A 15240-nucleotide genomic window follows, 5' to 3' on the forward strand; every position below is an offset into this window, starting at 1 on the left:
GATAACTTCATTGAACTTGTATTCTCAGTTCTATCTTTATACATTCTATTTTTAAGGAGATAAAATAGCTTGTATGTCAAATATAGGGTCAACAAATCCTATATAAGTAAACCAATACAATTTTTTGTAACTTTAATAAAAGCTTGCATAAAGCAAATTATTTCCTAAAATAATTTTTATCAATCTTGTCTTATCATAAATGTACTATATTTTTAAATATAAAGATAGTTTAAAAATTCAAAAAAAAGATGGCGAAATATGTCCCAAGGGACATTGAGTAAAATAAATGACTTCAGACCTCGCATGATAAAAAGTATATACTAAATGAGGGTTAGAATAGATAAAAATGATACACTAATTCTCTTTTGACAATAAAAAAACATAGAATTTAATTATTTAATCAAGAAAAAGTATTGAACAAATGATTTATTTAGTGTACAATAATCATGTAAAAACATAGTAATGGAGGGAGACATTTCATAATGAAAATTAAGGTAGGAATGAACGGATTTGGAAGAATAGGAAGAGCTGTATTAAGAATAGCTCAAGAAGAATTAGGAGATAATATAGAAATTGTAGCCATAAACGCAAGAGCAACAACAGAGTCTTTGGCACATTTATTTACATATGATTCATGCTATGGAACTTTTAGAGGTGAAGTAGAAGCAAAAGATGAAGATACTTTAGTAGTAAATTCTAAAGAAATAAAAATATTAAGATATAATGACCCAGAAGAATTACCATGGAAGGAACTTGGGGTTGATATAGTAATAGAATCAACAGGGTTATTTACACAAAGAGAAAAGGCAGAAAAACATATTAAAGCAGGAGCAAAAAAAGTAATTATAACAGCTCCAGGAAAAAATGAAGATATAACTATAGTTATCGGAGTTAATGAAGAACAATATGATAATGAAAAACACAATATAATTTCAAATGCATCTTGTACTACAAATTGTCTAGCACCATTTGCTAAAGTATTGGACGAAAAATTTGGTATAGTAAAAGGTCTAATGACTACAGTACATTCATATACTAACGATCAAAGAATATTAGATAAGAGCCATAAAGACTTGAGAAGAGCAAGAGCGGCGGCTGAATCTATAATACCTACCACTACAGGAGCAGCAAAAGCTGTGTCAAGAGTATTACCACAATTAGAAGGAAAATTAAATGGTTTTTCACTTAGAGTGCCAACACCAACAGTTTCACTTGTTGATTTAGTGTGCGAACTTAAAGAAAACGTTACAGTTGAAGAAGTAAATTCTGCATTAAAAGATGCTGCTGAAGGAGAATTAAAAGGAGTTTTAGGATATTGTGACAAGCCACTTGTTTCTATAGACTTTAGAGGAGATTCTAGGTCGTCTATTATAGATGCTCTATCCACAATGGCTATAGAAGATAATATGGTTAAAGTAGTTTCATGGTATGATAATGAATGGGGATATTCATCAAGAACAGTTGATTTAGTAAAATATATAGCTGAAAAATTACAATAATACATAACTTTTTGAAAAAAATTTGAAAAAAATTCTATAAAACTAAGAAAAAAGATTATGAAAAATATTGAAGGAAAAATTTTTTCATAATCTTTTTTGTTTCCTGTAAAAGATACAAGTTACAACTTATAGGTGGATATTAGGTCGTTAGAGTAACTTGTGTATAATTAGTAAGGAATCATACTTTTTCTAAAATGAAGGATAAGATGTCGAAAACTTGCATAAATCTGAAAAATTTTTATTATTAAAATACTGATTTTCATTTTAATCATGATAAAAAAATGACAAATAAAGTTGCAAACAGTAATATTTATAAGTATAATTAAAAAGAGAAAAGGTTTTGTTAAACTTTACAACAAAAGAAAAAGAAGGGATGATTCAAAATGGAGAAGTTAACAGACAGGAGACAGGTTAAGGCAGTAAGCATGGAAACTTTTGTTTTCTTAATATTACTAGTAGTTGGTTTTGGGTATGTTGGTAGTATTATGGGAGCAGGAATGATGTTCAAAGTAATAATGAGTACAGCACATGCTTTACTATTAGAGACAGTTTTCTTAATTATGGCTATGGCAGTTCTTGCAGGTGCATTAAGCGCGCTACTTTCAGAGTTTGGGGTAATAGCATTAATTAATAAAATTTTCGCTATATTTATGAAGCCTTTATATGGGTTGCCTGGTGCTAGTATAGCAGGAGCTATAACAACTTATTTATCAGATAATCCAGCTATTATACCTTTTGCTAAAGATAAAACATTCACACAGTACTTTAAAAAATACCAAGTTCCAGCATTATGTAATTTAGGAACAGCTTTTGGTATGGGACTTATCTTAACAACATTTATGATTTCTCAAGGTACAGAATATGTACTTCCAGCGTTAATTGGTAATCTAGGTGCAGTCATAGGTAGTATAATAAGTGTTAGAATAATGTTGACATTTACTAAGAAGTTTTATAAATACAATCCAGAGGAAGATAAAGCAGCAGGAACATTAGAGAAAAAAGCTGAGTTTAGAGAAATCAGAGAAGGAAATGTGTTCCAAAGAGCTTTAGATGCAATTCTTGAGGGTGGTAAAATGGGAGTAGATATGGGAATGGCTATAATACCAGGTGTCCTAGTAGTATGTACATTAGTCATGTTGCTAACTTTTGGACCATCTACAGACCCTGTTACAGGTCAAGAGGTTTATACAGGAGCTGCATACGAAGGAATAAAATTACTTCCAGTTATTGGAGATAAACTTGGATTTATATTAGAGCCATTATTCGGATTTACATCACCAGAAGCAATAGCTTTCCCTATAACTTCATTGGGAGCTGTTGGAGCAGCAATGTCTTTAGTTCCAGAATTTATAAAATCAGGTGCTATAACTCCTAATGATATAGCAGTATTTACAGCTATGGGTATGTGTTGGAGTGGATACTTAAGTACACACATTGGTATGATGGATGCATTAAATGCTAGACAGTTAGCAGGTAAAGCGATTCTTTCTCATACAATAGGTGGTTTATGTGCAGGAGCTGCTGCCCACTTTATATTCATGCTCGTAGGATAAATATAATTAATTAAACAAAAGATAATATACAAAAAAATGGTTGCCAGTGTACAAGAAGGCTTGTACACTGGCAACCATTTTTTGATGAATGAAGATAATTTATAATATATAAATGTTAAGTCTATATTAGAGTTAAGTTATATTTATGTAAAAAGTAACAAAAATCTGTAGAAATTTATGACAAAATTTAGTACACTAACTATATGTTCTTATTTAAAATTTAAGGTTAGGATTAGGAATTACCTAGTAGAGTAAGCTTGATTAATAAAACAATCATAAAATAAAAATATTAGTCATAAAGATTATAGAATAACTTACTTAAAATAAAGCCATAGAACTTACAAAAATTAAAAAAGCATATAAGTATGGAGGGGTACAATGGATGAATTATTTCATATAGGAATTGATGTAGGTTCTACAACGGTGAAGGTTGTGGTACTTAATAATAGTAATAATATAATTCATAAAGAATATAGAAGACATTATTCTGATGTGAAAAAATCGGTTAAAGAAGTACTAAATGGTATATATGAAAAATTGGGAAATATAAATACTAAAATTGTAATAACTGGCTCAGGTGGAATTGGAATATCGAAAAAACTAGGAGTAAAATTTGTTCAGGAAGTCATATCTAGTACAAAATCAATAGAGTATTTCCATCCTGAAACTGATGTTGTTATAGAGCTTGGAGGTGAAGATGCAAAAATAACATATCTAAGTGGAGGAATAGACCAAAGAATGAATGGGATATGTGCAGGTGGTACAGGAGCATTTATAGACCAAATGGCATCACTTTTAAAGACAGATGCAAGTGGATTAAATGAATTAGCAAAAGAGTACAATGTTATATATCCAATAGCTTCAAGATGTGGTGTTTTTGCTAAAACAGATATTCAACCTCTTATAAATGATGGAGCTAAGCAGACTGATATAGCTATGAGTATCTTTAATGCAGTTGTCGTACAAACAGTAAGCGTTCTTTCTTGTGGAAGAAAAATAGAGGGGAATGTAGCCTTTTTAGGTGGCCCATTATACTTTTTATCTGAGCTTAGAGAAGCATTTAAAAGAGTATTAGATTTAAAAGATGAAAATATAATTTTTCCAGAAGATGCACAACTTTATATTGCTATTGGAGCAGGATTATTATCAGTAGATGAGGATAGCATAGAACTAGAATCTCTAATAGAAAAGCTAGATAATATAAAGAATATCGAAGATGGAGAAGTAAATTTATTAGAGCCTTTATTTAAAGATAAAAATGAGTACGAAGAATTTTCAAGAAGACATGAAAAAGAAAAAATAAATTATGTGGATATAAATTCAATCAAAAGTAATTGTTATTTAGGAATTGATGCAGGTTCCACCACTACTAAAGCAGCTCTTATTGATGAAGATGGAAGACTTGTATATTCTTATTACAATAGTAATGAAGGAAATCCATTAAAAACGACTATTAAGGTTATAAACGAAATATATGATATCTTACCAAAAGACATTAAAATATTGAGTTCAACTGTAACTGGCTATGGAGAAGCTCTTATTAAGAAAGCACTGAAAATAGACAATGGAGAAATAGAGACTATAGCACATTATAAAGCTGCTAAATTTTTCAATAAAGATGTAGATTTTATACTTGATATTGGTGGCCAAGATATGAAATGCTTAAAAATAAAAGATGGAGTAATTGACAATATAATACTGAATGAGGCTTGTTCTTCGGGTTGTGGTTCATTTTTAGAGACATTTGCAACTTCTTTATCTATGACAATAGAAGAATTTGCACAGGAAGGTATTTATTCTCAAAATCCTGTAGATTTAGGTTCAAGATGCACTGTGTTTATGAATTCTAGAGTAAAGCAATCTCAAAAAGAAGGGGCAAGTATTGGAGATATATCAGCAGGGCTATCTTATTCTGTAATAAAAAATGCTTTATTTAAAGTAATAAAAATTAGAGATTTGAATGAAATTGGTAGAAATATTGTTGTACAGGGTGGAACATTTTATAATGATTTGGTGCTTAGAAGTTTTGAAAAACTAATTGGAAAAAATGTAATCAGACCTAATATTTCAGGAATTATGGGTGCTTTTGGTTCAGCACTTATAGCAAAAGAAAAGTATGAAAGTGGGTATCAAACATCTTTATTATCTAAGGAAGAATTGAATAATATAAGATTAGAATCAAGTGTAACTAGATGCAAAGGATGCTCGAATCATTGTCTTCTTACTATAAACAAGTTTTCTGATAATGAAATTTTTATTTCAGGAAATAGATGTGAAAAAGGTGAAGCTATCTATGGTGATAAAAAAATAGGACTAGAAAAGAAAAAACCAATAAATTTATTTAAGTACAAATATGATAGGATTTTTAGATATAAACCACTGGAAAAAGAAGAAGCAAAAAACGGAGAGATAGGTATACCAAGAGTGTTAAATATGTATGAAGATTATCCGTTTTGGTTTACTTTTTTCAATACTATGGGATTTAGAGTTGTGCTTTCTGATAGGTCGTCAAAACGATTATATGAAACTGGTATAACTAGTATAGCTTCTGAAACAGTTTGCTATCCAGGGAAATTAGTTCATGGACATATAGAAAACTTGATTGAAAAAGGTATAAAAAATATATTTTATCCAAGCGTAACAAATGAAAATAAAGAGGATTCAAGTGCAGATAATTATTATAATTGTCCTGTGGTAATATCATATTCTGAAGTAATAAAAAACAATGTAGAAAATATAAGAAATAAGAACATAAACTACATAAATCCATTTATAAGTCTAAATGATAAGGAAAAATTGAAAAAGAGACTATATGAAGAATTATCAAGAAGTTTTTCTGATATAAAGATAACTAAAGAAGAAATTAATAATGCAGTTGATAAGGCTACTGATGAACAAAATTCATTTAAAATGGAGATGCAAGCTACGGGAGAAAGAGCACTTAAAGAAATAAAAGAAAGAAATATGAAGGGGATTGTGTTATGTGGTAGACCATATCATATAGACCCAGAAATAAACCACGGCATGCCGGAACTTATAAACTCATTAGATATGGCAGTACTTACTGAAGATTCTATATGTCACTTAGCAACTATACAAAGACCTCTTAGGGTTGTAGATCAATGGGTATATCATTCAAGATTGTATAAAGCAGCAAGCTTTGTGAGAGATAAAAACTATTTGGAATTGGTTCAACTTAATTCATTTGGATGTGGGCTGGATGCAGTAACCACAGACCAAGTTCAAGAGATACTTAATGAAAAATCGAAGATATATACTATTATAAAGATTGATGAAGGCAACAATTTAGGTGCTGCTAAAATAAGAATGAGGTCTTTAAAAGCAGCTATGTTTGAAAGAGAAAGCAAAAATATAGATGTTAGAGATATAAAGGTAAATAGGATACAATATGCTAAAAATAATCGAATAACGAACAAACATACTATATTAGCTCCACAAATGTCTCCTATACATTTTCAATTTCTTGAAAAAGCTGTAAACTTAAGTGGTTATAATATAGAAGTTCTAAAGGATACAGATAGTAATGTAATTGAAGAGGGATTAAGATATGTAAATAATGATGCATGTTATCCAGCTATAATAGTCGTAGGACAGTTAATAACAGCATTAAAATCTGGTAAATATGATTTAAATAACACTTCTGTTACAATAACTCAGACTGGTGGAGGTTGTAGGGCTACGAATTATATTGGATTCTTAAGAAAAGCTATGTATGATGCTGGATTCAAAGATGTTCCTGTAATCGCACTTAGTGTAAATGGAATAGAAGATAGTGGAATAATGGATAATATATCACTGAAATTAATAAATAGACTTTTTATGTCTGTTGTATATGGAGACTTATTGATGAAGGTACTTTATAGGGTAAGACCATATGAAAAAGTTACTGGAAGTGCAAATGCTCTATATGAAAAATGGGTTGATATATGCAAAACTTCTCTTATCAAAGCAAAAATTTCTGTATTTACTAAAAATATAAAAGATATAGTAAAGGAATTTGATAACTTAGAAATACTCGATGTAAAAAAACCAAAAGTAGGATTGGTAGGAGAAATTTTAGTGAAATTCCATCCAATTGCAAATAATAATCTAGTAGATATATTAGAACGAGAAGGTGCTGAAGCAGTTGTACCAGACCTTACAAACTTCTTCTTAAGTTGTGCTTTCAATACTATTTATAAACATACTCACTTAGAGGGAAGTAGAAAGAGTAGAATTATAGGAGAAGCATTTATATACATAACTGGAATATACCAAAAGGTATATAAAAAAGCACTTGATAAAAGTAAAAGATTTTATGCTCCAGGCAATATAAAAAATGTTGCAAAAAATACAGAACCAGTAGTGTCACTAGGAAATCAAACTGGAGAAGGTTGGCTTTTAACAGGCGAAATGGTTGAGTTATTAAATGAGGGTGTAGAAAATATTATCTGTATGCAACCTTTTGGATGTTTACCTAATCATATAATTGGTAAAGGTTCTATAAAAGAATTAAAAAGATTGTATAAAAATGCAAATATAATTCCTATTGATTATGACCCTTCTGCAAGTGAGGTAAATCAGCTTAACAGAATAAAACTTATGCTTTCTAAGGCCTTTAAAAATATATAAAATTGATATTTCAAAGGTTAATAAGTTTAAAAAATATTATATATTAAATAATTATAAATAAAGAGTTATCCTATTTTTAGGGTAACTCTTTATTAGTTAAAAAATTATATGTATACTAGTGTAAAGGGGGGAAGTTATATGAATCTAGTATATGATGTTTATCAATCAGAAATAGGAAATTTGTACATATTGAGTGAAGATGGTTTTATAGTTAGTATAGATATAGGAGATGAGAACTTTAACAAAGTAAAAGATGAATATATCAAAAAAGGAATTGACATAAAAAGAAGTAAGGAAGATTTAAAAGAAGCCATAAATCAGATAGACGATTACTTTAAGGGAAAAAGAAAAGTATTTGATTTAGATATTCGAATTGAAGGGACTGAATTCCAAAAATCGGTTTACAGAGAAATGTTAAAAATACCATATGGGGAGACATTGTATTATTCAGATATAGCACAAAATATAAACAATCCTAAATCTGTAAGAGCAATAGGACAAGCAAGTAAAAGCAATAAAATTCCAATAATAATACCTTGTCATAGAGTAGTTGGCAAAAATAATATTGGTGGATATATGGGAAATCATTCTGATTTAAAAGAGATATTGTTAAACTTAGAAAAAAATATATAATCTAGAAAAAAATGTTTTTATTGTTAATCTTTGATATAATAATGGTAAAAAGAAGTGTTTTTTACAAAAATAGTAAAAAATATATTCTAATTTACAAAGATGAGGAGGAATTTTAATGTGTAATAAAGTTATAGCATCAAAATATCATGAAAAAGGATTTAATTGTGCGGAATCAGTTATAAAAGCATATAATGAGGAATTTAATACAGACATACCAGTTTGTCTAGGAAGTGGACTAGGTTCAGGTTGTGGAGTTGCTAGTTTATGTGGTGCAGTAAATGCCTCAAATATAATAATTGGATATGTAAAAGGTAGAAACCATGAAGATGAAACTACTAAAGCTAAAGTTTATGCTAAGGATTTGACTACAACAGTAAGAAAAGAGTATGGTTCAGAATTATGTATAGATTTAAAAAAAGATTTAGTTGCATGTAGAGAAATAATGGATTTCGCATATGATAATCTAAAGGAAACTTTAAAAAAAGAATTATAAGAAAGAGAAGCTATCAAGTATAGATTATTTGATAGCTTCTTTTTATAGACATCTAAATTAATAGGTTTATAATGATTTTATAGTTATTGCTTGGAAATAAAAATTAAGTGACTTTAGAATAATCTTAGATTTTTATTTAATATAGATGCTTGTTTATATCTATTTTTAGATGTGTTATACTTATTTTTAATAGATGTTTGTCATGAGGGAGATGAGAAGATTGGAAAATATAAATTTACTTATTAATAAATTATATTCAAAAAATCATAATGAAGCATATAAAACTTTTTTGTTTTTAGAAAATGAAAGTCTGAAATCAAATATTACATATTGTTTTTTTGACTCATTCTTAGAGATGACTGATGATAGAAGCTCATATATTCGTTCAAGAGGATTGCTATTAATAGCTGCGAATGCTCAATGGGATATTGATAATAAAATTGAAATGAATATAAATTGTATTTTAAGTCACATCGTAGATAAAAAACCCTCTGTATCAAGAATGTTTATTAAGTCATTACCTAAGATTACAAAGTATAAAAAGAATCTTATACATCGTATACAAATGGAATTAAGTAATGCAGATACAAGTATTTATAATAATAATATGAAACCATTAGTGGAAAAGGATATAAGAGAGGTCTTATCTAATATTAAGGCTTGAGATTATTAAAAGTCTATTAATATAATAATGACATTTTATACATCAAAATAGAATATTTACAGTTTGATGGCAGTTTTGAAATAATAAATTAAAACTGCTATTTTTATTTAAAATACTATTTAGAGAAGGATAAGAGTATTAGTTTCTTAAGTAAATAGATTGCATATGAGGATGTATGTAATATGTTATAAGATATTTGATAAATTAAATGTTTTCTTTGACAATACATATATAGTGGTGATAATATCTAAAGGAATAAAAACTAAGGTAATAAATAGATAATATGAAATTATAAAACTATGCTATAATTACAAGGAAGGATGTAATAAACTGTAGAAATTGCAAGTAAGTAATATAAGTTTTGGAATAATTAAATTTAAAGAAAATACATAATGTATTAAATAAACGATGATACTAAAATAATGCTATTTTTATAGAAAATTATTAAGATACATAAGTAATAAAAATAATATACTAAATTATATAATAGATTGAGTTTTACTAAATAAAAAAGAACTACAATCCCTATGTTATTATACAAAAGCAAAGGTGGGAATAAAAATGAAAGCAATTGATGATGCTATAACATCAGAGTATTTAAGCTATGGTATCAATGAAGATATTAGTATCTATGAAGGTCGGTTTTGCATATACTTGGATAAAAAGTATAGATGTAATGGGAAAATTTATTATAAAATGACACCTCCAATAGCTATAAGTTTTAAGGCAGAGATAGGTTGTATTGAAGAAATAGAAAATGAAGATGAAAATTTAGTTTTGGATTATGACAATGCTATTCTTGAAGTTCACGGTTATAAAATTATTTCTATAACAATAAATACTCTAAGTGATGTTAATGTAGAAGGATATATCAATGATGACTGTATAAAATCTAAAAATTCTTATGTTGAGTATGTAGATTTTAATATAATAAATCTAGATAAAATACCTGGAAAACTCATTAAATATAATGATAAAGTATATGCAGGTAGAATCGAATTTGATATAAATGATTACGTTGTAACTATAGACAAAAGATATGATTATAGAAAAGAGCTTAAATCAGACTTAAGATCTAAATCTGGAGCAATAATAACTCATATAGGCAGAGTTAGAAGAAAAGATGGTAGAATTTTTAGAACAAACAATACAATAAATCTTTTAGATAGAATATCAACAGCGTTGAGTTTTATGTGTGGAAGATATGTTGGATTTTGTTTAGCCAAAGGATATAGAAGTGAAAATGAAGTCTATAGAATATGGAATGAAAATCAGATATCTCCCTTTAGATATGTGCCAACATGGTCTGATACACTTTCAAATTATCATAATATGGAAAAATATATAAGTCTTATGTGTAAAAGATTAGAAGATTTTTATTATGGTTCTGCTATAAAAAGTGTTATTGACTGGTATATAGAATCTCTTGGAAGTGTTACTATGGAAAATAATATAATATCTGTACAAATTGCACTTGAAACTCTATCATATGTAATTCTAGTGGAGCAAAATAAAATACTTACAGATGAAGCTTTTGATTGTAATTTAGCATCTAGAAATATAAGGCTATTACTTGATATATGCAAAATACCATATGGAAAATATGAATTAAATATATTTGACAATACAATAAAAAACAAGTTTGATGATGGGGTAGATTTAGTGATTTATTTAAGGAATAGTATAGTTCATCCGAGCAGGAGAACTCATAGAGCTGTGTTAGAAGTTGAAGATATTTGGAATATAATCTCAATAGGAACGAGATATATTGAGCTTGTTTTACTCTTTATTTTGGGATATAAAGGTGAGTATTCCAATAGATTAGTAGAAAGATGTTATGGTGAAGTAGAAGTTGTTCCTTGGAATTAGATTTTTATATTTATTTTAAAATATATATTGACAGATATTGCCTTATGCTATAAAATCAATATCATAATAACAATTCAAAACAACATTAAATGCTAAGAAAAGAAATAGTAAAAGTAGTTAATCTTAAACAGAGAGTTTCCGATTGGTGAGAGGAGCAATAGATTTTACTTTGAACACATCTTTGAGCAGAACTCTGAAAGAGTAAAGATACTTTATTAGGAGCTTTCCGGAATCCTTGCACCCGTTATAGTGCTAGAGTATAATTATTTTATTGTACTTAAAGAGGTTAGTGTCGTGAGGCATTAATGAACAGAGGTGGAACCACGAGAGTCAACTCCCGTCCTCTAGCAGAAGCTAGAGACGGGAGTTTTTTTTATATAATTTTTTAAGCGCGCAGAGAATTATATTGCAACAGATATACTTTTTAAAAAATAATCAAAATATTTAAAAATTTAAAAGACGAGGGAGAATATTATGAAAAATATATTAAAAAAATTAGGAATATTTACAATTATGTTAGGTTTAGTAAGTGGAATGGCAGGTTGTTCAAAATCGGATGATGAAAAGGGCAAAGATGCTTCAAAAGAAGCAAAAAAAGAAGTAATTGTAGGGTTTGATAATACATTTGTTCCAATGGGATTCTTGGATGAAAAGGGAGATACTGTAGGATTTGACGTAGATTTAGCTAAAGAAACATTTAAGAGACTTGGAATGGAAGTTAAGTTCCAACCAATAGATTGGTCAATGAAAGAAACTGAATTAAATGACTCAAAAACTGTAGATGTATTATGGAATGGGTATTCTATAACAGATGAAAGAAAGAAAATAGTATCATATACAGAACCATATTTACAAAATAAACAGATAATAGTTACTTTAAGTGATTCAAAAGCAAATTCAAAAGCAGATTTAAAAGATAAAGAAGTTGGGACTCAACAAGGTTCAACAGCACTTGATGCAGTAGAAAAGGATAAAGATTTTATGAATAGCTTAAAAGGTGGAGCACCAGTTCTTTATGATACTTATGATAAAGCACTTAGAGATTTAGAGATAGGTAGAACTAGTGCAGTTGTTGGTGATGAAGTTTTAATTAGATACTATATGGGTCAAAAAGGTGAAGATAAATATAAAGTATTAAAAGAAGACTTTGGATTAGAAGACTATGTTGTAGCTACTTCTAAAGAAAATCCAGAACTTTGTAAGAAAATAAATGAAACATTAAAAGAAATGAAAAAAGATGGAGCTTTTGACAAAATTTATGATAAATGGTTTAAGTAAAAGATAGATTAGCTGTTAAGAAGGGGGCACTAAAGGCATGTTACAAGGGTTAGAGATAGTTATAGCAATGTTTTGTATAACATTGATAGTATCAATTCCATTGGGAATTGCAGTTGCATTTTTAAGATTATCAAAAAATAAATTAATAAGTGGTATTACACAATGTTATATATTAATAATGAGAGGGACACCTTTACTTTTACAAATGATAGTCATATTTTATGGCTTACCTCTTTTAGGAATTGTATTTGACAGATTTACAGCTGGAATAGTAGCTTTCTTCTTAAATTATGCAGCATATTTTGCAGAAATATTTAGAGGTGGAATACAGTCAATCGATAGAGGACAATATGAAGCTTCGAAAGTACTAGGATTTGATAAATTTACAATGTACAAGAGAATAATCTTTCCACAGGTTTTTAAAAGAATACTAGCACCTATTTCAAATGAAGTAATCACATTAGTAAAAGATACATCTTTAGTATATATATTAGGATTAAATGATATTTTAAGGATATCTCAAATAGCAATGAACAGAGAAGCAAGTTTATTACCACTATTTGAGGCAGGAGCAATATATCTTATATTTGTAGCTATACTTACTAAGGGATTTGAATTACTTGAAAAAAAATATTCTTATTATAGATAAAGTTACAATATTATAGGAGGAGGTTTTTTATATGTTGAAAATCAGAAACTTAAATAAATCATTTAAAAAAAATAAAGTACTAAAAGATATTTCTTTTGAGTTAGAAGAAGGTCAGATTGGAGTTTTACTTGGCAAATCTGGTGCAGGAAAAACTACAATATTGAGATGTATAAATGGTCTTGAAGAATTTGATAGTGGAGAGATTATAATAGATAATGAGATAATAAAAAACAAGAAAGATATGTCAAAAATACGAGGCAAGATAGGAATGGTTTTCCAAAACTTTAATTTATTTCCTCATATGACAGTTCTTGAAAATATAATTGAGTCTCCAGTTAATGTTTTTAAAGTTCCCAGAAAAGAGGCTGAGGAGAGGGCTAGAGAACTTTTAAGATTAGTTGATTTAGAAGATAAATTAAACTCTTATCCATTTGAATTGTCAGGAGGGCAACAGCAGAGAGTTGCAATAGCTAGGTCATGTGCACTAATGCCAAAGGTTCTTTGTTTCGATGAACCTACTTCTGCACTAGATATAGATACTATTCAAAGGGTAGTCAATATAATGAACAGACTTAAAGATAAAGGCATGACTATACTAATAATTACACATGATGTTGTTTTCTCAAATAATGTTGCAGATAAGATTATAAGTATAAAAGATGGTATAGTAGAAAATGTTCAAATCAAAGAAAAAATTGTTTAATACTTTATAAATGGAAGTTATAGGAACATTTATAATATAAATAGGGGCTAAGTAGAATAAATACACTATGCCCTTTTTTTTATTTGAAAATTTAATCTAATATTGAGTGATTGAGTAGGTTTAATATATTATAAAAGAATAATTTAAATATCTAATATAATTTAATGGTCATTTTAAAATAGAATAATTTTTTATGTTGAAAGCTTAGAATGATTGTGATATAAATTGGTTATAATATACAAATTATGGGTATAAAAATAAAAAATTAGAAAGGATTTTTAACACAATGATTAAATTATATGGATATACAAAGTGTTCTACCGTTAGAAAAGCAAAAAATTGGCTTAAAGAAAATGATTTAGAATTTGAAGATATAGACATGGTTCAGAATCCTCCGAGTAAAGACGAATTGGAGTCAATTTACAAGATTAGTGGATATGATATAAAGAAGTTTTTTAATACAAGTGGTATGAAATATAGAGAATTAGGTCTTAAAGATATTGTAAAGACTGAATCTGATGATAAGCTTTTAGAAATATTAGTGAGCGATGGAATGCTTATTAAAAGACCGTTGCTTTTTGATGGTGAAAATGTACTGTTGGGTTTCAAAGAAGATGTTTGGAAAAGTACTTTATTAAAAGAAGATTAGAAGTATGTAGGTGTATTGATTAAAATAATTGATACACCTATAAATTTATACATCAACTCTGGTTTTTATATATAAATTAGCAAATATATCTATCTAGTTATTAGATTCTATAGAATAGAAGAACTATGTAAGGTTCTATATAAATATATTATTAAATCTAAGTTCTGATTTCAATTTATTGATTCCTGCAATTTTATATGGGATTTTAGAAGACTACATTTAGAATCTAAGTATTACAACAAGATTTATTCTTTTGAGTATATCTGCTAATATTAAAATATTATTCTTAACAAATTTAAATCCAAAAAACTTCATATCAATAAACATATTATTTCTTATACAAAGAATATCATTTATTTTACTTAAAATAGTATAATATATAACGAATTATTACAAAATCACTTATTATTAACCATGAACATGTGTTTTATGCTATTATATTTATATAAGGGAATTGTCATAAAAAACATCTTATTTATACAAAAAAATAAAATTAACCTTTGTCTTATATAAGTATATTTTATAAACTGTATCTATACTTATAATTTTACAAATAATAATAGTATTTAAAAACTTGACAACAAAAAAAGAAAACTTTCAAAAGAATTAAATCTAAAA

At 27.9% G+C, this 15240-nt stretch carries 11 protein-coding genes and 1 other annotated feature; all 11 genes read left to right on the forward strand.

The annotated features are described in order from the left end of the window. The first annotated feature begins 482 nt into the window (after nt 1-482). The 11 genes from gap (at nt 483) to ACTG44_RS09460 (ending at nt 14622) form a co-directional block, all read left to right on the forward strand. Complete coding sequence (gap, locus tag ACTG44_RS09410) at nt 483-1499, forward strand: type I glyceraldehyde-3-phosphate dehydrogenase (protein ID WP_021384519.1); 1017 nt, start codon at nt 483-485, stop codon at nt 1497-1499. A 383-nt stretch (nt 1500-1882) separates the two neighbouring features. Next, nucleotides 1883-3052, forward strand: coding sequence for a CD0519/CD1768 family membrane protein (locus ACTG44_RS09415; protein WP_479921634.1), 1170 nt, complete (start codon nt 1883-1885; stop codon nt 3050-3052). 378 nt (nt 3053-3430) lie between these two features. Further along, nucleotides 3431-7684 (forward strand): 2-hydroxyacyl-CoA dehydratase, encoded by a 4254-nt coding sequence (locus ACTG44_RS09420; protein WP_021384527.1) that lies wholly within the window; start codon nt 3431-3433, stop codon nt 7682-7684. Between the two features lie 138 nt (nt 7685-7822). Continuing rightward, nucleotides 7823-8317, forward strand: a complete 495-nt coding sequence (locus ACTG44_RS09425) for a methylated-DNA--[protein]-cysteine S-methyltransferase (RefSeq protein WP_021384502.1) — start codon at nt 7823-7825, stop codon at nt 8315-8317. Nucleotides 8318-8432: 115 nt separating this feature from the next. Further along, a complete protein-coding gene (locus tag ACTG44_RS09430; RefSeq protein ID WP_021384548.1) occupies nt 8433-8810 on the forward strand; it encodes a C-GCAxxG-C-C family (seleno)protein in 378 nt (125 codons plus the stop codon). Nucleotides 8811-9030: 220 nt separating this feature from the next. After that, nucleotides 9031-9474 (forward strand): hypothetical protein, encoded by a 444-nt coding sequence (locus tag ACTG44_RS09435; protein WP_021384520.1) that lies wholly within the window; start codon nt 9031-9033, stop codon nt 9472-9474. 561 nt (nt 9475-10035) lie between these two features. After that, complete coding sequence (locus ACTG44_RS09440; RefSeq protein ID WP_479921635.1) at nt 10036-11343, forward strand: YopA family protein; 1308 nt, start codon at nt 10036-10038, stop codon at nt 11341-11343. Between the two features lie 85 nt (nt 11344-11428). Then, nucleotides 11429-11691: a binding site (T-box leader), on the forward strand. Between the two features lie 126 nt (nt 11692-11817). Further along, the gene (locus tag ACTG44_RS09445; protein WP_479920207.1) at nt 11818-12621 is read left to right on the forward strand and encodes an amino acid ABC transporter substrate-binding protein; all 804 of its coding nucleotides are present in this window, start codon (nt 11818-11820) and stop codon (nt 12619-12621) included. Nucleotides 12622-12658: 37 nt separating this feature from the next. Beyond that, nucleotides 12659-13270, forward strand: a complete 612-nt coding sequence (locus ACTG44_RS09450) for an amino acid ABC transporter permease (RefSeq protein WP_021384590.1) — start codon at nt 12659-12661, stop codon at nt 13268-13270. A gap of 31 nt (nt 13271-13301) precedes the next feature. Beyond that, entirely contained in the window at nt 13302-13973 is a 672-nt protein-coding gene (locus tag ACTG44_RS09455; RefSeq protein ID WP_021384575.1) for an amino acid ABC transporter ATP-binding protein, read from the forward strand. 286 nt (nt 13974-14259) lie between these two features. Then, on the forward strand, nt 14260-14622 hold the full coding sequence (locus tag ACTG44_RS09460; protein ID WP_021384572.1) for an arsenate reductase family protein: 363 nt from the start codon (nt 14260-14262) through the stop codon (nt 14620-14622). Nucleotides 14623-15240: the final 618 nt, after the last annotated feature.

Source organism: Clostridioides sp. LIBA-2809 (genome assembly GCF_056688965.1).

Excerpts from the sequence above, each read along its gene's own strand:
- gap (WP_021384519.1), top strand. The coding sequence starts at position 483 with ATGAAAATTAAGGTAGGAATGAACGGATTTGGAAGAATAGGAAGAGCT.
- ACTG44_RS09415 (WP_479921634.1), top strand. The coding sequence starts at position 1,883 with ATGGAGAAGTTAACAGACAGGAGACAGGTTAAGGCAGTAAGCATGGAA.
- ACTG44_RS09420 (WP_021384527.1), top strand. The coding sequence starts at position 3,431 with ATGGATGAATTATTTCATATAGGAATTGATGTAGGTTCTACAACGGTG.
- ACTG44_RS09425 (WP_021384502.1), top strand. The coding sequence starts at position 7,823 with ATGAATCTAGTATATGATGTTTATCAATCAGAAATAGGAAATTTGTAC.
- ACTG44_RS09430 (WP_021384548.1), top strand. The coding sequence starts at position 8,433 with ATGTGTAATAAAGTTATAGCATCAAAATATCATGAAAAAGGATTTAAT.
- ACTG44_RS09440 (WP_479921635.1), top strand. The coding sequence starts at position 10,036 with ATGAAAGCAATTGATGATGCTATAACATCAGAGTATTTAAGCTATGGT.
- ACTG44_RS09445 (WP_479920207.1), top strand. The coding sequence starts at position 11,818 with ATGAAAAATATATTAAAAAAATTAGGAATATTTACAATTATGTTAGGT.
- ACTG44_RS09450 (WP_021384590.1), top strand. The coding sequence starts at position 12,659 with ATGTTACAAGGGTTAGAGATAGTTATAGCAATGTTTTGTATAACATTG.
- ACTG44_RS09455 (WP_021384575.1), top strand. The coding sequence starts at position 13,302 with ATGTTGAAAATCAGAAACTTAAATAAATCATTTAAAAAAAATAAAGTA.
- ACTG44_RS09460 (WP_021384572.1), top strand. The coding sequence starts at position 14,260 with ATGATTAAATTATATGGATATACAAAGTGTTCTACCGTTAGAAAAGCA.